The organism is Rhodococcus sp. T2V (genome assembly GCF_029269925.1).
Taxonomy (GTDB): Bacteria; Actinomycetota; Actinomycetes; order Mycobacteriales; family Mycobacteriaceae; genus Rhodococcus_F; species Rhodococcus_F koreensis.
Window position 1 is genome coordinate 52,226 of the sequence record NZ_JARJBD010000019.1, and the last position, 17,468, is coordinate 69,693.

Below are 17,468 nucleotides of genomic sequence, written 5' to 3' on the forward strand. Positions count from 1 at the left end.
ATGAGCGACCTCCACGTGCGTAGCCCGCGAAGCACGCAGTTACTTCGGCTTGCCACCGCCGGCAGTGTGGACGACGGCAAGTCGACCCTCGTCGGCCGTCTGCTGTACGACACGAAATCGGTTCTCGCCGACCAGATCGACGCCGTCACCCGGGCGTCGGTGGACAAGGGACTGTCCACCCCCGACCTGTCGCTGCTGGTCGACGGCCTGCGCGCGGAGCGTGAGCAGGGCATCACGATCGACGTGGCGTACCGGTACTTCGCGACGCCCCGCCGCTCGTTCGTTCTCGCAGACACTCCCGGGCACGTGCAGTACACCCGGAACACGGTGTCGGGTGCGTCCACCGCGCAGCTGGTGATCCTGCTCGTCGACGCGCGCAAGGGTGTCATCTCGCAGACGCGCAAGCACGCCGCGGTTCTGGCGCTGCTGGGCGTCCCCAAGCTGGTGCTGGCCGTCAACAAGATCGACCTCGTCGAGGACCCGGCCACCGTGTTCGCGACCATCTCGGCTGAGTTCAACTCGCTGACCAGTTCTCTCGGCTGGGCGTCCGAGGACGTCGTCGAGATCCCGGTGTCGGCCCTGCACGGCGACAACGTCGCGGTGCGGTCGGAGAACACCCCGTACTACGACGGCCCCACCCTCATCGAGCACCTCGAGTCGGTGCCGGTCGACGCCGAACCCCACCGGGTCGGTCTCCGATTCCCCGTCCAGTACGTGATCCGTCCGCGGACCGCCGAGTTCCCCGACTACCGCGGGTACGCCGGACAGGTCGCCGCGGGTGAGGTGACCCCGGGCGACGAGGTCGTGATCCTGCCGTCGGGTGTCCGTACCACGGTCACGCGCATCGACACGGCGGACGGCGAGCTCGACAGCGCCCACGCCGGCCGCAGCGTCACTCTCGTGCTCGCCGACGACGTCGACGTCTCCCGCGGCGACGTCATCGCCTCTCCCACCGACGCCCCGGAGCCGCTCGGCGAGTTCGACGCGACCGTCTGCTGGCTCGCGGAGAAGCCGCTGCGTCCCGGTGCCCGCCTGCTGCTCAAGCACGGCACCCGCACCACGCAGGCCATCGTGGGCACGCTCGTCGAGCGTTTCAACGAGCAGGAGCTCACGTCGGAGGCCGCCCCGGAGTCGCTGGAGCTCAACGAGATCGGCAAGATCTCGGTGCGTGTCGCCGAGCCGATCGTCGCCGACGACTACACCGTGAACCGCCACACCGGCAGCTTCCTGCTGATCGATCCGGCCGGCGGCAACACGCTCGCGGCCGGCCTCGTCGGGGATGCCATCGCGGCGGTGGAGCTCGGCGAGCGCGTCTAGTGCGATGACTCCGCTGATCGCTGTCGCCCACGGCAGTCGCGACCCCCGCAGTGCGCGGGTGGTGGCGGCTGCCGTGTCGGCGCTCCGGGAGCGGCGCCCGGACCTCGACGTCCGGTTGTGCTTCCTCGACCTCAACGCGCCGTCCGTGGACCGGGTGATCGACGCGGTCGCCGCCGAGGGTCATTCCTCCGCCGTCGTGGTGCCGATGCTGCTGGGCAGCGCGTTCCACGCCCGCGTCGACCTTCCCGCTCTGCTGGACGCCGCCCGCCTCCGTCATCCCCACCTGCACGTCCGGCAGGCCGACGTTCTCGGGCACGATGCCCGGCTGGTCGAGGCCGTCCGGGACCGGATCGGCGAAGCCGTCGGTGCGACCGGCGAGTCCGGACTCGGGATCGTCCTCGCCGCGGTCGGTTCTTCCGACCCGGCTGCCAACGACCGCACGCGCGCACTGGCGGGGGCGGTCGTCGCGGGCACCCGATGGCCGGGCGCGGTCACGTGCTTCGCCACCGCGGCGGAACCGACGGTGCAGCAGGCGATTTCGACGCTACGGCGAAACGGCGCCGAACGCATCGTGATCGCACCGTGGTTCCTCGCGCCGGGACTGCTCACGGACCGGTTGAGCCGCGCCGCGGAATCCTGCGGGCCCGGCATCACCTACGCGGCCACCATCGGACCACACACCCGACTGCTCGACGTCATGCTCGACCGCTACGCGCAGTCGCACGCGGAACTGCGGCGCTACCGAGCACTGTCGGCCTGAGCGCGGCGACCACCGCACGCCCGGCGTCCGGGTTCCCGACCGCGATCCGCACGTCACCGTTGGGATACGTGCGCGCGTGGATGCCGGCACGGGCGAGTGCGTCACCGACTCCCGCTCCGGGGACGTACAGGAAGTTGGCGTGACTGCGCGGGACCGGGATTCCCGCCGCCCGCAACGTGCGCCACAGTTCCTCACGTTCGGCGACGATGGCGGACACCCGGGTGCGGAGTTCGTGTTCGGCGGCGTACGACGCCGTGACCGCGGGAACGGCGGCGCTGACCATCCCGAACGGCAGTTGCAGCGTTCGAATCCGCCGGGCCAGGGCCGCATTCGCAAAGCCGAATCCGATCCGCAACCCGGCCAGACCGTAGGCCTTGGAGAACGTGCGCAGGAACACGACGTTCGGATGTTCGGCGACGATGCGGTGCGCGTCCAGGACCAGTCGGTGGTCGACGAACTCCACGTACGCCTCGTCGAGAACGACGACCACCCGCTTCGGCACCCGGCGGAGGAAGTCCGCCAGTTCGGCGGCGCCGACGAGGGTTCCGGTGGGGTTGTGCGGGCGGCACACGACGACGAGCCGGGTGCGGTCGTCGATCGCGGCCGCCATCGCCGCCAGATCCTGCCCGCCGTCCTGGCGGATCGGTACCGGCACCGCGTCGAGGGCCGCGATCCGCGCGAGGATCGGGTACCCGTCGAATGTCGGGGCGGTGAACACGATCCGCTCCCCCGGCCCGGCGACGGAGCGCATGATCTGCAGGGCGACGCCGGTGGCGCCCTCGCCCACCACCACCTGATCGTGTTCGAGCCCGTCATGGTCCGCGATGACCCCGACCAGCCGGTCGGGCAGGAACTCCGGATACCGATGCGCCTGCCGCATGACACCGTCGAGCGCGGCGAGCACGGAGGGCAGTGGGGCGAAGGGGTTCTCGCTCAGCGCGAGATCGAATCTCACGCCGGGGCCGGCAAGGGTCGGAGCGGTCATCTCACACCCCCACCGGGGCGGCGCCCCATCGGATGGCCCCGGCGCCGGCGAAGTCGCCCGCGTGTGCGAAGGCGGACATCATCACCAGGGAGCCGTTGGGGATCCGGCCCGCCCGGTTCTCGAGGTCGAGGGTGACGGGGATCGCGGCGCCGAACAGGTTCCCACATTCGTCGAACGTGTCGGGGTGTCGTTCCGCCGGAAGCTCGAGTGCGTCCCGCCAGTTGCGGAGGAACAGCCGGTTGGGCTGGTTGGTGACCAGGGTGTCGATCTCGTCCGGGGTGATGCCGATCTGCTTGCACACCGCGAGCGCCACCTCGGGGACCAGCCGGTTCCCGCGGGCGAAGACCTTCGCGATCTTCGTTTCGGTGAACCCGATGTGCAATTGGCCGGTTCCCGCCTCCCAGTACTTGCGCGGCGGATCGACGGCGGCCGTCATGTCCCCGGCGAACTCGGGGTAGGTCCGGCATTCGAGTCCGAGCACCGGCGCGGCCTCCGATGTCACCAACAGGCACGCGCCCGCGCCGTCACCCGGCACCGCCGACTGCGCCAGCACTCGCACGTCCGACTGCGTGAAGATCTGACCGGCACTGTTCTGCACCGACACGATCAGGGCGGTCGAGGCGTCACCGGTCTGCATGATCTGACGCGCCAGCTTGATCATGTACACGAATGACGCGCAGCCCCCGTTGTGCAGGTCCACCACCCAGTCCGGGGTGATCCCCAGCCGGCGCGCGAGTTCTCCGCCGGTGCCCAGGACCGGGACGTCCGGCAGCTGGGTGTGGGTGATGAGGATGTCCACGTTGGAGACGAGTTCGGAGCCGTTCCGTTCGATCAGCGGGGCGACCGCGCGTTCGGCCATGTCGACGGCGTTCTCGTCGCTCGCGATGTGGTGACGGAATTTCGGCGCCCGGAACATGATGTTCTCGGCCAGGCGGTCGGAGGCGGCGAATTGGGCGAAATAGTCTGCTCCCACCCGGTTCTCGGGCAGGTAGCCGGCGATATCGATCAGGCTGACGGTGTCCATGTCTCACTCACTCATCCAGGTCGGGGTCACGGGCAGGTCGTTCGCCCATCGGTATTCGCAGATCGCCTTGAGATTGCTCATCTCGAGCTGGTGTCCGGCGGCGAACATCTCCCAGAAGTCGCCCACCCACGGAACCCGGTCCGCGGGAGCGGTCTCGGGGTAGGGATTCTCGTCGTAGAACGGGTGGTGGCAGTTGGTCCACAGCACGACGGATCCGTCGACGTCGAGGACCGTGCGCGCGTCCACCACCCGCATGAGGTACACCATCCACAGGTGTTTCCCCTGGTCCCAGGCGCAGTGATAGTCGACGGTCATCGCGGCGGGGTGTGCCACGGTGCGCGTGTAGATCTCGGTCGTGTCGCCCAGCCGGTCGTACGCGAGCCACAGCCCGGGTTCTCCTGCGGGGGTGAATCCCCGCAGGCTGTACGTCCATTCCTCGAGACTCCGGGTGTGCGAGAGGTAGCGGAACACCTCGTCCGGCGGGCAGTCGATGTATTCCTGTACGGTGCAGTACTTTCCGAACACCTGGTCGTGCGGGTACACCGACCTCAACATGTCCATGATGATCGGTGTCGTCGCGTGACGGTCCGAGGTCTCGATGCGGACGAGGCCCGGCAGGTGGGCCGGAAGGTCGGGCAGCGGTGCGATCTCGTGGGCGGTCATCGGCGTGCTCCTTCTCGGGGTTCGATTCTCTCGGCGGTGCCGCGTGCGGTCAGGAACGGCAGGAACGGCGGCAGTTCGTCGGCGTCGCAGACGACCTCGATGACAGCGGGTCCCGTCGACTCCGTCGTGGACCGCAGCGCGTCGGCCAGGGCGGCGTCGGTGTCGACCGTGTGGCACGGCAGTCCGGGGAGCATGGCGCCGACTCCGGCCGCGATGCGGGCGGGACGAAACCGGCTGTAGGTGTAGGCGCCCTCGTAATACACCTGTTCGCGCGTGAGGCACATCGCGTGCGCGTTGTTGTTGAACACGACGAACGTGACCGGCACGTCGTACTCGACGGCCGTGTGGATCTCGAGTCCGTGCGCGTAGAACGCGCCGTCGCCGGCGATCACGAACGTGCGGCGGCCCCGCGAGAACGCGGAACCGATCGCGGCGCCGAAGGTGTAGCCCATCCCGCCCATTCCGAGCGCCACCACGAACCGGCCTGCGCTGGCGACCGGAAGGTGATGCACCACAGCGGCGCCCGTGTTCCCGGCGTCCGCGAACACGTCGGCGCCGTCGGGCAGCGCCGCGGCGAGCGCTGTCACCGCATCCGTGTAGCGCAGGCCCGACGTGCCCGATCGAGGTACGTCGATCGGAGTCGGAGCGCAGTGCGCGACGGGTACCGGTGAGGCTGCCGGTCCGATGTCGGCGACGAGTCCGCGCAGCGTCGCCCGCAGATCCCGGGTCGGCACGTGCTGGGCCTGCACGTACGGCGTCGCCGACCCGACGCTGTACACCAGCGTCTTCTCCAGTACGGTGTCGAGCCCTCCCCGTGCCATCACCGGCAGTCGGGTGCCGACGAGCAGACAGAGGTCGCAATCCTGCAGTGCCTCGATCACATCCGGGTTCCCCATCGCGCCGGTGATCCCGAGTTGTCCCGGCGCCGCCGGGTCGAGCACGTCCTTCGCGTCGGGTGTGACGGCCACCCGCGCCCCGAGCGCGTGCGCGAGTTCCGCGAGTTCCCCTCGCGCGCCTGCCCGCGCGACCTCGTCGCCTGCGATGACAGTGATGCGGCCGTAGTCGTCGCGCAGGGCCTCGGCGAGCCGCGTGACGTCCGTGGTGGCAGCGCACGGTGCGGCCGCGACCGTTCGGTGCGGTTCCGGGAACTCGCCGATCGCCTGCTGAATGTCCTTCGGCAGCAGCAGTACTGCCGGTCCGCCGCGACGCGCCGCGGCGAGCGCCTCGGCGAGTTGGCGGTCGAGGTCGAGCGGTGATTCGACGCGCACACAGTACAGCGACACCTCGCCGAACAACCGGTACGCATCGATCGACCCCGCGAGCCCGCTCGTGTCCTGGAACGCGCCCGACCCTTCCAGCGACGTCGGCGGTTGCCCGATCAACGCCAGCAAGGGCACCCGGGACGCGAACGCCTCACCGAGCCCGGCGATCACATTGAGCGCGCCGCCGCCCGACGTCGCAGCGACCACACCTGTCCGGTTCGAGGTTCTGGCGTATCCGTCGGCCATGGTCGTCGCCGAGAACTCGTGTTTGGCGACGACACCCTCGACGTCCGGGGAGCGGTGCAGCGCGTCGTACAGGTCCTCGATGTTCGCGCCTCCGACCCCGAAGACGTGCTCGACCCCCTCAACGGCCAGTACCGCGACGATGTGGTCGGCGACGCGCATGCTCCGACCGGTTTTCCGTGGCTCGTGATGCGTGAGATTCATCGGCAGACCCCCGAGTCGTGGATCGGATGGGCGAACTGTGATCACCCACTGGATATACACACGAACCACGTGCCGGCCGGGTTCACCGGTGGCAGAACATTTTTGCGGAAACGGCAGTGACGAGCGAGACACGACGGCCGAGCCTGCAGAGAGTACGGAAAGCGGCCCGGCTCCCTGCGGCCCGTTCACAACGCCGTGGTCAGCAATACCTGATGGTCGTCGTCGGATCGCACGTCGATGCTCGCGATCGCGTCGACGGGCAGGCTGGTGGTGGCCGTGGGCCGCACCGTCTGCCCGGCTTCCCCGGTCCAGCTGGCCACGGTGGTGACCACTCCGGAGCGATCGGTCACGGTCAGCACGTACCCCTCGGTGTCGGCGCCGTAGCGCCCGTCACCGGGCCACGTGTCCTCGTAGGAGCACTCCACGAAGATCACCGTGCCCCAGGACGTCGACACGACGGACGCGCTCGCGGTGATCGTCGTCGGAACCACGGGCGCGAACACCGCCTCGGTGGTGTTCCCCCGGTCCGGGACGGGCAGCGCCGTGACGGGGGCGGCCGGTGTCCGGTCCTGGGTCGCCAGCACCCCGACGGGGACGGCCACGGCGATCACGGCGGCCGCGGCTGCGAGAGCCGCCGCCGCTCGCCGGTGGCGTCGGCGCCGCTGCACCGTGCCCACCAGCCCGGTCAGCACCCGCGGTGCGGGCATCTCCTCGTCCTCGGGCGCGCCGTCGGACAGCGTGCCGAACGCTTCTTCCGGTGTGATCAGGGCGAGCAGACCAGGCATGCCCGCCAACTCGGACACGGCCTGCGAGCACTGTGCGCAGTGGGCGAGGTGGGCCTCGTACTCGCGCCGTTCGGCGCCGGACATGGCACCGAGCACGTAGGCGGCGTCCCAGCGGACGTAGGGATCGTCGTGCGACTCGAAGTCGTCGAGCGTCATCGGGTCACCCCCATTTCCTGCAGAGCCAATCGAAGCGCCCGCAATCCGTAATGCATGCGGGATTTCACCGTTCCCTCCGGTATCCCGAGTTCGCCGGCGATCTGGTGGGTCGACATTCCCCGGTAGTAGCCGAGCACGAGGACCGCACGATGGTCGGCACTGAGCCGGGCCAGCGCATCCCCCATCATCCACGCGTCGAGTGCGCCCTCCGAACCGTCCGGGGCCGCCCGTTCGGGTGTCGAACTCATCCCGACCTCACGCTGGGAGCGGGCACTGCGGTGCTCGTCGAACACGAGGTTCCTGGCGACCGTGAACAACCACGCCCGAGCCGAGGACTCCGACTGGTCGAGCACGTTCGGATGCTTCCAGGCGCGCAGCAGTACCTCCTGCACGATGTCCTCGGCGCGGGCGCGGTCGCCGGTCAGCCGGAGGGCATACCGCCACACTGCCGGGGCATGTTCCTCGTACAGCGCGTGCATGAGCTCCGTCTGGGCATCCGGCATCGGTCACCACCTCCCAGCAGTACACACGGTTCACCCGCGCCTCCGGTTCACCGCACCACCGAAACGGAGGGAACCCGCAGGCGAACCGGGTCGCGACTGCCGAAAACCCTTGGCCCGTACTTTAGGAGGTGTTCAGCGCCACGGCGGCGTGAACGAGCGCCTGGAACGCCTCCTCGTCGACCGTGTCGCCCTCGTGGAAGTCGATGGCACGCCGGGTGTTGCCCTCGAGGCTCGAGTTGAACAGACCGGCCGGGTCGTCCAGCGACGCGCCCTTCGCGAACGTCACTTTCACGGCGTTCTTGTACGTCTCACCGGTGCAGACCATTCCGTCGTGTGACCACACCGGGACCCCTCGCCACTTCCACTCCTCGACCACGTCGGGGTCGGCCTGCGTGACGAGAGCCCGGATCCGGGCGAGCATCTCGCCCCGCCAGTCACCCAGCTCCTCGATGCGCGCATCTATCAGCTGCGAGGGAGAGTCTCCTCGTCCCCCGTCCGAGCCGCTCGTCCGCTTCGCCATGTGGTCCGTCGCCCCTTCAGTTCGTCTTCGCTCGCCGGTCACCCGAGTATCCCCGCGGACCACGTCGATCGCACCGGGATCGGCCGCCTGCCGATTTACCTCTGGCGCGTCGCCGCCGTCCTGGATCAAACTGGAATGGAGGTGAGGAGCACCCCCATGAGCACAGCACGGATTCGACGCGGCATCGTGGCAGGCATCGACGGATCGGACGGCGCACTGGAGGCGGCGGCGTGGGCTGCGTCCGCCGCGCGGCGCTTCGAGGAGCCGCTGCGCCTCGTCCACGTGTTACCGAAGCATCCGAATTCCGGGAGCGGCGACGGTCACCCTGAAGGCGATGAGTTTCTCGACGCCGCCGAGCGCATCGTCCTGAACGGGCAGCACGACCTGGAAGTGGAGCGCAGTACCCATCCCGGCCCACCCGCGCACGCGCTGGTGGAACTGTCCAAGACGGCCCGGATGCTGGTTCTCGGGCCCGCGGCCACGAGTGAGATGAAATCCGTGGTCGCCGGTTCCGACGTGGTCCGGGTGTCGAATCGAGCCGAATGCCCCGTGGTCGTCTGGCGCGGCATCCAGGGCCACGAGGTCAGCGAGACGCGTCCCGTCGTGGTCGGTGTGGACGGAAGCGAACTGAGCGACATGGCGGTGGCCCATGCGTTCGAGTTCGCGGCGTTCTTCGGCGCTCCCCTCGTCGCGGTGCACACGTGGGCCGAGCATTCCACCCTCGGTGCGTGGTATTCGGAGGAACGCCGCTTCACCGACTGGTCCGATCTGGTGCAGCACGAGGAGGCGTGGCTCGCCGAGAGCCTCGCCGGGTGGCGCGAGAAGTATCCCGATGTCGAGGTCACCCGCTGCCTCGAGCGCGGCGGGCCGATGAAGGTGCTCCTCGAGTACTCCTTCGGCGCGCAATTGATCGCCGTCGGCAGCCACGGGCGAAATCCGTTCACGGCGTCGATCGTGGGCTCGACGAGCCAGAGCCTCATCCACCACGCCCGGTGTCCGGTCCTCATCTGCCGGAAAGGCTGACCACGGCAGAATGCATTTCGGTCGTTAAAATCAGCCTGATTCATATTCGCCTGTCGCTACGCCATTCTTCCGGCGATGAGCGAACCGGACCAGCGTTCCCGAAAACCGCCCTGAGCTGCTCGATCAACGCACCGCCACGACGTCGGATCCGACAAATCGACCGCCGCGGATAAATCAAGTGTTTCCATCACGCAAATTCGATTTCGTCCCGATTGCAGCACCGAATTTCGCCCTTATAGTTTCCGGCATGTCGGAGCCACGCTCATATCTCGTCTGCGCATCGCAGCGCAGCGGCAGCACGCTGCTCGTCGAATCCCTTCGTGCCACGACCGTGGCCGGCAACCCGGAGGAGTTCTTCCAGTACCTGCCGTCCACCAGCCGGTCACCGCAGCCACGGCAGTGGTTCGAGTCGGTCACCGACGAGACGGTGCTCTCCCTGCTCGCCCCGCTCGAACCGGGAACCGCCGACACGCGCACCGCGGAGCAGTGGCGCGATCAACTGCTCAGCGTCGGGCGCACCCCCAACGGCGTGTGGGGCGGCAAGCTGATGTGGAACCAGGTGCCGCTCGTCCTCGACCGCGCCGCCGGACTTCCGGACCGGTCCGGCGACGACCTGCGGTCCGCCCTCGGCGACATCCTGGACCGCGACCTCGCCTTCATCCACGTCTACCGGCGTGACGTCGTCGCGCAGGCGGTGTCGATGTGGCGGGCGGTGCAGACCCAGGTGTGGCGCGACGACGCCACCCCGCCGGCTCCGCACGACGGCGCCGAGTACCACGCGGACGGCATCGCCCACCTCGTACGCATCCTTCGCGATCAGGATGCGCAGTGGCGCAACTGGTTCGAGACGGAGGGCCTCGACCACATCGACATCAGTTTCGACGACCTCGTCGCGGCCCCGCAGGCGACGGCGGCGAAGGTGCTCGTCGAACTCGGCCTCGACGCCGATCTCGCGCCCCCGCCGCCGCTGAAGCGGCAGAGCGACGGCCGCTCCAAGGAGTGGGTGGAGAGATACCGGTCCGAGGCCGCCGCGAACGGACTTCCACTGTGACCGCCGCACCGTCCACCGACACGGACGCACACGTCGACGAACTCCGCGCTCTGGAGGCGGAGGCCGTCCACATCATCCGCGAGGTGGTCGCGGAACTCGAGCGACCGGTGCTGCTGTTCTCGGCAGGCAAGGATTCGATCGTGGTGCTGAGGCTGGCGGAGAAGGCGTTCCGGCCGTCCCCGTTGCCGTTTCCCGTCCTGCACGTCGACACCGGGCACAACTTCCCCGAGGTGATCGAATTCCGCGATCGCCGGCTCGCGGAGGACGGTCACCGGCTGATCGTCGCGTCGGTGCAGGAGTCGATCGACAAGGGCCGCGTCACCGAAACGGGCGGTCCCGGCACGTCGCGGAACCGGTTGCAGACCCGGACCCTGCTCGACGCCCTGGAGGAGCACCGCTTCGACGCCGCCTTCGGTGGCGCGCGCCGCGACGAGGAACGGGCCCGCGCGAAGGAGCGGGTGCTCAGCTTCCGCGACGAGTTCGGGCAGTGGGATCCGCGTTCGCAGCGCCCCGAGCCGTGGTCGCTGTACAACGGGCGGATTCGCCGCGGCGAGCAGGTCCGGGTGTTCCCGCTCAGCAACTGGACCGAACTCGACATCTGGCGCTACATCGAACTCGAGAAGCTCGCACTGCCGTCGATCTACTTCGCCCACGAACGGCAGGTGTTCGAGCGCGACGGCATCCTGCTCGGGCTGTCCGAGTACACGCTGCCCACCGAAAGCGAACTGGTGCAACGACTCCGGGTGCGGTATCGCACGGTCGGGGACCTTACCATCACCGGCGCGGTGCGTTCGGATGCCGGCGACATCGCCGGCGTGATCGAGGAGATCGCCGCGGCCACGGTCTCCGAACGCGGGGAAACCCGGGCCGACGACAGGACTTCCGTTGCCGCGATGGAAGACCGCAAGCGCGAGGGGTACTTCTGATGACCACCACCGGCCGGCCTCGCCAATTGCTGCGACTCGCCACCGCGGGCAGCGTCGACGACGGGAAGAGCACCCTCATCGGCCGCCTCCTCCACGACACCGGAAGCCTGCCCACCGACCACCTCGAGGCGGTGACGAACGCCGACGGCGAGGCGGACCTCGCCGCCCTCTCGGACGGGCTGCGGGCCGAACGCGAGCAGGGCATCACCATCGACGTCGCCTATCGCTTCTTCTCGACGCCGACCCGGAGTTTCGTCCTCGCCGACACACCGGGGCACGAGCGGTACACCCGCAACATGTTCACCGGCGCGTCGAACACCCACGTGGCCGTGCTGCTGGTGGACGCGCGCACCGGCGTGCTCCGGCAGACCCGGCGCCACGCCCGGATCGCCGACCTCCTCGGCGTCCCGCACCTGGTCGCGGTGGTCAACAAGATCGACCTCGTCGACTTCGACGAGACCCGGTTCAAGGAAGTCGAATCCGAACTCGGCCTGCTCGCGCAGCGCCTCGGCGGCCGCGACGTCACGGTGATCCCCGTGTCCGCCACTAGGGGAGACAACGTGGTCACGCGGTCGGATTCGACACCCTGGTACAACGGGCCCACGCTCCTCGAGTATCTCGAAGCGGTGGAACTCGCCGCGCCGTCGGCCGTCGCGTCCGAACTGCGACTCCCCATCCAGTGGGTCGCGCGTCCCACGGACCATCAGCGGCGCCGCTACACCGGCCGGCTGTCGGCGGGCACCCTGTCCGTCGGGGACGAGGTGGTGGTGCTGCCTGCCGGTTCCCGCAGCACGGTCACCGCCCTCGACACCCTCGATCCGCACCGGGCCGTCGCGGTCGCGCCGCTGTCGGTGTCGTTCGAACTCGCCGACGACGTCGACGTCGCCCGCGGCGACCTCGTCGTCAGTGCGGCGACCGATGCGACCGCACCCGTCCCGGCCCGCGAAATCGACGCGACCGTGTGCTGGCTGAGCGAGACGCCGCTGCGGGCGGGCGACCGGGTGGCCCTCAAGCACACCAGCCGCACCGTGCGCGCCACGGTGCAGGAGTTGCACACCCGGCTCGACCCGGAAACCCTCGAAGAACACGACTCCCCCAGCGAACTCGCCCTCAACGACATCGGCCGGATCACGCTCCGGACGAGCACGGTGGTGCTCGCCGACCCGTACGCCACCAATCGCGACGCGGGTGCGTTCATCCTCATCGACGAGCAGAGCAACGACACCGTCGGCGCCGGAACCGTCAGCGACACCCGCGAGGTGGTTCCCGGCGAGCAGACCCGGCACGACATCAAGTGGCACCCGTCGTCGCTGAAACGGGATCGACGCTGGTCCGCGACCGGGCAGCGGGGCGCCACCATCTGGCTCACCGGGCTGCCCGCGTCCGGAAAGTCGACCGTCGCGGTCGCGCTCGAACGGACGCTCGTCGACGCAGGCCGGACCGCGTACCTTCTCGACGGCGACAACGTCCGGCACGGCATCTCGGACGACCTGGGTTTCTCACCCGGTGACCGGGCCGAGAACATCCGCCGCGTCGGCCACCTCACCCGGTTGTTCGCCGACGCCGGGGTGGTCGCCATCGCCTCGATGGTCTCGCCGCTCCGATCGGACCGGGCGATCGCCCGCGCCCTGAACGAGGCCGCGAACCTGCCGTTCCTCGAGATCCACGTCAGCACCCCGGTCGCCGAGTGCGAGCGGCGCGACCCCAAGGGGCTCTACGCCCGCGCGCGGGCGGGCGAACTCCGCGGCCTCACCGGGATCGACGCCCCGTACGAGGCGCCGGAGAACCCGGACCTCGCCTTCGACACCACCGGCGCCGACCTCGACGACCTCGTCACCCGGATTCTCACCGAACTCGCCCGGCACGAGGGGCTGCAGACCTAGGCGGCCCGGCAGCGCCGCGTACACGTCGCCGGCGCGGACGAGACGCGAATCCTGGTTGATCCCCGTCACCGCGGCGCCTTACCTCGCCGCTACGTCTCCACGCCGCTCCGGGGTTCGTCCAGGATTCCGCGTTCCTCGCTGTAGGCCGAACGCACGTCCGGCACCCGGCCGAGCGTGGCGAGGTACTCCTCCATCGCCTTCCGGGCGTAGGCCGTCCCCTCCTCCTCGCTCGGGATCGAGTCGCCCGTCGCCCGTCGCCACGTCGCGAGTTCGAGCGCCAACTCGGCCTGCGTCCCGGCGAAGTCCTCGGTGTCGGCCAGGTTGTCGCGCTCGCCGGGATCGGCGAGCAGGTCGTAGAGTTCCCGGCTCGGACGCGGCAGGAGATGCTCGGTGCCCAGCACCGCACCGGAGAGGCTGTTCTCGATGTCGAGGGGCAGGTCGAGCCTGGGCCGAGGCGCGTAGTTCTCGATGTAGCTGAACCGCTTGCTGCGGACCGCGCGGATGGGGTCGAAGCTGTCGTGGAACGTCTTCTCCGTGAACAGGACGTCGCGTGCCGTCTCCTCCGACCGGCCCAGCAACTGCGCGGCGTGGGAGACGCCCTCCACGGCCGCGGGGACCGGGACACCCAGCAGTTCGAGGAGGGTGGGAACCAGATCCACCCCGCTGAACAGGTCGTCGTAGACGTGTGGGGCCGCCCGCAGCCTCCGCGGTGGGCGGATGATCGTCGCGATACCGGTGCCCGGCGCATACAGCGTCGATTTCGCACCGGGGAACGCCTCGCCGTGGTCGGTGAGGAACACGACCCACGTGCTGTCGTCCAGCCCCTCGTCCGCGAGGGTCTGCAGCAGCCTCCCGACCGCGGCGTCGGCCACCTCGATCGACCCGTGGAATCCGGCCAGGTCCTCACGGACCTCCGGACGGTCGGGCAGATACGGGGGCACGTCGAAACCCTCGGGATCGGCGGGTGCATACCTGTCGACCGGGTACGGGCGGTGCGTCTCGAAGAAGCCTGCCGTCAGCAGGAACGGGTGCGGAGGGAACCGCGCCAGCCATCGCGACGCCCGATCGGTGACGTACTCGCAGTACGAGTTCGACACGTCGTACTCGTGGAAGCCGAGCCGCTTGGGATACGCGGTCTCGTGCTGCATCCCGAACAGGGCCGTGTACCACCCCGCCTCCGCCAGCAGGGACGGCAGCGTGCGGACGTCGTCGTGGTACTGCCAGCCGTGGTGCGCGAGCCCGATCAGTCCGTTGCTGTGCGGGTAGCGGCCCGAGAACAGGGCGCCGCGCGAGGGCGAGCACAGGGGCGCCGCCGCATGCGCGTCGGTCAGCAGCACACCTTCCGCGGCGAGCCGGTCGAGGTTCGGGCTGCGCACCCCGGACGCGCCGTAACACCCGAGGTGACGGCCCAGATCGTGCCAGTGCACGATCAGAACGTTGTCACGGACGGGATTCACCGGGGTCGCCACAGTCGCCTCCTACATCGGCGGGGAGTTACAGGGAGACCGGAACTTCGGCCTCCGGGAGTTCGGGTACCCGCGTCGCCCGCGCGTAGACGGTCTCACCCTCCCGCAGGCCGAGTGCCGCGCTGTCGCCGCGGGTGACCTGGGCGGAGAAGGGTTCGCCGGTGGCCTCGTTGCGCAGATCCACCCGCACCTCGAATCCGAGGTGCACCACGCGCTCCACCGTGGCCCGCGTGACACCGAGCGATTCGGCCGTCCCCGCCTGCTGCGCGAGGGCCAGGTCGGGGTCGCGGCCGAGGCGGATGTCGTGCGGCCGGACCAACTGCCCGTTGAGTTTGGCCACGGACCCGAGGAACGACATCACGAAGTCGTTGCGGGGACGGTCGTAGAGGTCCTCCGGCTCGCCGATCTGCTCGATCCGGCCCTTGTTGAGGACCGCGATCCGGTCGGCGACGTCGAGCGCCTCCTCCTGGTCGTGGGTGACCAGCACCGTCGTCACGTGCACCTCGTCGTGCAGCCGGCGCAGCCAGGTGCGCAGGTCCGTGCGGACCTTCGCGTCGAGCGCGCCGAACGGCTCGTCGAGGAGCAGCACCTTCGGATCCACCGCCAGTGCCCGCGCGAGCGCCATCCGCTGACGCTGACCGCCGGACAGCTGCGCCGGATAGCGGTGCTGGAAGCCGTCGAGGCCGACGATCTCGAGAAGCTCGTTGACCTTCTTGTCGATCTCCGGCTTCGGCCGCTTGCGGATCTTCAGACCGAACGCGACGTTGTCGCGCACCGTCATGTGCTTGAACGCCGCGTAGTGCTGGAACACGAAGCCGATGTCCCGCTTCTGCGGGGAGATGTCGGTGACGTCGTTCCCGCCGATCACGACGGTGCCGGAGTCGAGGGCCTCGAGCCCGGCGATGGAACGGAGCAGCGTCGACTTGCCCGACCCGCTGGGCCCGAGAAGCGCCGTCAGCGAACCCGAGGGGATGTCGATGGAGACGTCGTCGAGAGCAGCAAAGGACCCGTAGTTCTTCCGGGCGCCGGTCACGGTAATCATGTGGTGCTCCTCTTGCGGTCGAGCAGAGTCATCAGAAGCAGGGTGATCAGCGCGATGCCCATCAGCAGGGTGGCTGCGGAGTACGCACCGAACGTGTTGTGGTCGTCGATGTAGCGCGAATGCACAAGCAGGGTCAGGGTCTGGGACACCCCGGGGAAGCCCGAGGACACCATGATCACGGCGCCGAACTCGCCCAGCGAACGGGCAACGGTCAGGACGACGCCGTAGGTCAGACCCCAGCGGATGGCGGGCAGGGTGATCAGCCAGAACGTCTGCCAGCGGCTCGCGCCGAGCGTCGCGGCGGCCTGTTCCTGTTCCTCGCCGATCTCGTGCAGGACGGGCTCCACCTCCCGCACGACGAACGGCAACGTCACGAACAGGGTGGCGATGACCATGCCGGGGAGCCCGAAGATCACCTTGAACCCCAGCGATTCGAGCCCGCCGAACCAGCCGTTGGCGCCCCACAGCAGGATCAGCGACACACCGACCACGATGGGCGAGACGGCGAACGGGAGGTCGACCACCGCCTGCACCAGACCGCGGCCCGGGAACCGGCCCCGCACCAGCGCGAGGGCCGTGACGATTCCGAACACCACGTTCACCGGGACGACGATGGCCACGATCAGCAGAGACAGATTGAGCGCGGAGATCGCGGCGGGTGTGCTGATCGAATCGACGAAGGCGCCGATCCCGTTCTCGAACGTGCGGAACAGGATGATGACGATGGGCACCACCAGCAGGCCGAACAGGTAGAGCAGCGCGACCGTGCGCAGGGTGATCCGGGTGGACCCAGAGAGCTTCATTCCGCCTGCTCCTCACGACGCTGCCCCCGGCTGGCGAAGACCCGGAGGGCGAACAACGTCACGAATGCGATGGCCAGGAGAGCCACCGATACGGCCGCCGCGGCGGCCGGCCTGTCGATTTCGATCTGCTGTTGAATGTACTGGGATGCGACCTGAGTCTCTCGGGGAATGTTTCCGCCGATCAGGACGACGGAACCGTACTCGCCGATCGCGCGGGCGAACGCGAGCCCCGCGCCGCTGATGATCGCCGGAGTCAGGGTCGGCAGCACCACCTTGCGGAAGATCGTCACGTTGTCGGCGCCGAGGGAGGCCGCGGCCTCCTCGACCTCCTTGTCGACCTCGATCAGCACCGGCTGCACCGAGCGGACGACGAACGGCAACGTCACGAACGCCAGCGCCACGATCAGGCCGGGCTGCGTGGCGTTGAGGTGGACGCCGATCGGGCTCTCCGGGCCGTACAGCGACAACAGCACGATGCTGGCCACGATGGTCGGCAACGCGAACGGCAGGTCGATCAGCGCGTTCACGACCCGCTTGCCGGGGAATTCGTCGCGCACGAGAACCCACGCGATGAGCGTGCCCATGATCACGTTGATCACGGCCACGACCACGGACACCACGACGGTGACGCGCAGGGACGCCACCGCCACCGGCGAGGTGATCGCGTCGACGAAGCCGGCGATCCCGTCGCCGAACGAGGCCACGGTGAGCGCCGCGAGGGGCAGGACCACGATGACGCTCAGCCACAGGGTCGCGATGCCGATGCCGAGCGGTCCCACGGCACCGGTGACCCGGGCGACCTTCTTACGCGCAGGCGGAACGGGCGGAGGCGGCACCGTGATGCCGCGTCCG

17 protein-coding genes are annotated in these 17,468 nt (G+C 69.1%); 6 read left to right on the top strand and 11 right to left on the bottom strand.

What is annotated here, in order from left to right; all coding sequences use genetic code 11:
* Both P3H15_RS17900 and P3H15_RS17905 read left to right on the top strand, forming a co-directional pair.
* Positions 1–1,317: a sulfate adenylyltransferase subunit 1 gene (locus P3H15_RS17900; protein ID WP_276138476.1), complete on the top strand. Its 1,317-nt coding sequence runs from the start codon at positions 1–3 to the stop codon at positions 1,315–1,317.
* A gap of 4 nt (positions 1,318–1,321) precedes the next feature.
* A complete protein-coding gene (locus tag P3H15_RS17905; RefSeq protein WP_276138477.1) occupies positions 1,322–2,077 on the top strand; it encodes a sirohydrochlorin chelatase in 756 nt (251 codons plus the stop codon).
* Here the strand turns inward: P3H15_RS17905 and P3H15_RS17910 are convergent.
* From P3H15_RS17910 to P3H15_RS17940, 7 genes are all read right to left on the bottom strand, one after another.
* Entirely contained in the window at positions 2,013–3,062 is a 1,050-nt protein-coding gene (locus tag P3H15_RS17910) for an aminotransferase class I/II-fold pyridoxal phosphate-dependent enzyme (RefSeq protein WP_276138478.1), read from the bottom strand. The two genes, P3H15_RS17905 and P3H15_RS17910, sit on opposite strands and share 65 nt — an antisense overlap.
* A 1-nt stretch (position 3,063) precedes the next feature.
* Positions 3,064–4,086 (bottom strand): 3-oxoacyl-ACP synthase III family protein, encoded by a 1,023-nt coding sequence (locus P3H15_RS17915; RefSeq protein WP_276138479.1) that lies wholly within the window; start codon positions 4,084–4,086, stop codon positions 3,064–3,066.
* 3 nt (positions 4,087–4,089) lie between these two features.
* Positions 4,090–4,749 carry an SRPBCC family protein gene (locus P3H15_RS17920; protein WP_276138480.1) on the bottom strand — a complete coding sequence of 220 codons (660 nt, stop codon included), beginning with the start codon at positions 4,747–4,749 and terminating at the stop codon, positions 4,090–4,092.
* Positions 4,746–6,458, bottom strand: coding sequence for a thiamine pyrophosphate-binding protein (locus tag P3H15_RS17925; RefSeq protein ID WP_276138481.1), 1,713 nt, complete (start codon positions 6,456–6,458; stop codon positions 4,746–4,748). Before P3H15_RS17925 ends, P3H15_RS17920 begins: the two co-directional genes overlap by 4 nt.
* Before the next feature lie 185 nt (positions 6,459–6,643).
* Positions 6,644–7,399 carry a zf-HC2 domain-containing protein gene (locus P3H15_RS17930; protein WP_276138482.1) on the bottom strand — a complete coding sequence of 252 codons (756 nt, stop codon included), beginning with the start codon at positions 7,397–7,399 and terminating at the stop codon, positions 6,644–6,646.
* The gene (locus tag P3H15_RS17935) at positions 7,396–7,902 is read right to left on the bottom strand and encodes a sigma-70 family RNA polymerase sigma factor (RefSeq protein WP_072946613.1); all 507 of its coding nucleotides are present in this window, start codon (positions 7,900–7,902) and stop codon (positions 7,396–7,398) included. The genes P3H15_RS17930 and P3H15_RS17935 overlap by 4 nt, the downstream gene beginning before the upstream one ends.
* Positions 7,903–8,023: 121 nt before the next feature.
* Positions 8,024–8,422 carry a DUF1801 domain-containing protein gene (locus P3H15_RS17940; RefSeq protein ID WP_276138483.1) on the bottom strand — a complete coding sequence of 133 codons (399 nt, stop codon included), beginning with the start codon at positions 8,420–8,422 and terminating at the stop codon, positions 8,024–8,026.
* Between the two features lie 156 nt (positions 8,423–8,578).
* On the opposite strand from P3H15_RS17940, the gene P3H15_RS17945 reads away from it, so the two are divergent.
* The 4 genes from P3H15_RS17945 (at position 8,579) to cysC (ending at position 13,305) form a co-directional block, all read left to right on the top strand.
* Entirely contained in the window at positions 8,579–9,445 is an 867-nt protein-coding gene (locus tag P3H15_RS17945; protein ID WP_072946611.1) for a universal stress protein, read from the top strand.
* A 247-nt stretch (positions 9,446–9,692) separates the two neighbouring features.
* Positions 9,693–10,496: a Stf0 family sulfotransferase gene (locus P3H15_RS17950; protein ID WP_276138484.1), complete on the top strand. Its 804-nt coding sequence runs from the start codon at positions 9,693–9,695 to the stop codon at positions 10,494–10,496.
* Complete coding sequence (cysD, locus tag P3H15_RS17955; protein ID WP_276138485.1) at positions 10,493–11,422, top strand: sulfate adenylyltransferase subunit CysD; 930 nt, start codon at positions 10,493–10,495, stop codon at positions 11,420–11,422. Before P3H15_RS17950 ends, cysD begins: the two co-directional genes overlap by 4 nt.
* On the top strand, positions 11,422–13,305 hold the full coding sequence (gene cysC, locus P3H15_RS17960) for an adenylyl-sulfate kinase (protein ID WP_276138486.1): 1,884 nt from the start codon (positions 11,422–11,424) through the stop codon (positions 13,303–13,305). The genes cysD and cysC overlap by 1 nt, the downstream gene beginning before the upstream one ends.
* A gap of 89 nt (positions 13,306–13,394) precedes the next feature.
* Here the strand turns inward: cysC and P3H15_RS17965 are convergent, their stop codons facing one another.
* Genes P3H15_RS17965 through cysT form a run of 4 tightly spaced genes read right to left on the bottom strand, consistent with a single transcriptional unit; the run spans position 13,395 to position 17,452 of the window.
* Complete coding sequence (locus P3H15_RS17965; protein ID WP_276138487.1) at positions 13,395–14,774, bottom strand: sulfatase; 1,380 nt, start codon at positions 14,772–14,774, stop codon at positions 13,395–13,397.
* A 25-nt stretch (positions 14,775–14,799) separates the two neighbouring features.
* Positions 14,800–15,813 (bottom strand): sulfate/molybdate ABC transporter ATP-binding protein, encoded by a 1,014-nt coding sequence (locus P3H15_RS17970; RefSeq protein WP_276138488.1) that lies wholly within the window; start codon positions 15,811–15,813, stop codon positions 14,800–14,802.
* On the bottom strand, positions 15,810–16,616 hold the full coding sequence (gene cysW / locus P3H15_RS17975) for a sulfate ABC transporter permease subunit CysW (RefSeq protein WP_206012716.1): 807 nt from the start codon (positions 16,614–16,616) through the stop codon (positions 15,810–15,812). The genes P3H15_RS17970 and cysW overlap by 4 nt, the downstream gene beginning before the upstream one ends.
* Complete coding sequence (gene cysT / locus P3H15_RS17980; protein ID WP_276138540.1) at positions 16,613–17,452, bottom strand: sulfate ABC transporter permease subunit CysT; 840 nt, start codon at positions 17,450–17,452, stop codon at positions 16,613–16,615. Before cysT ends, cysW begins: the two co-directional genes overlap by 4 nt.
* Positions 17,453–17,468: the final 16 nt, after the last annotated feature.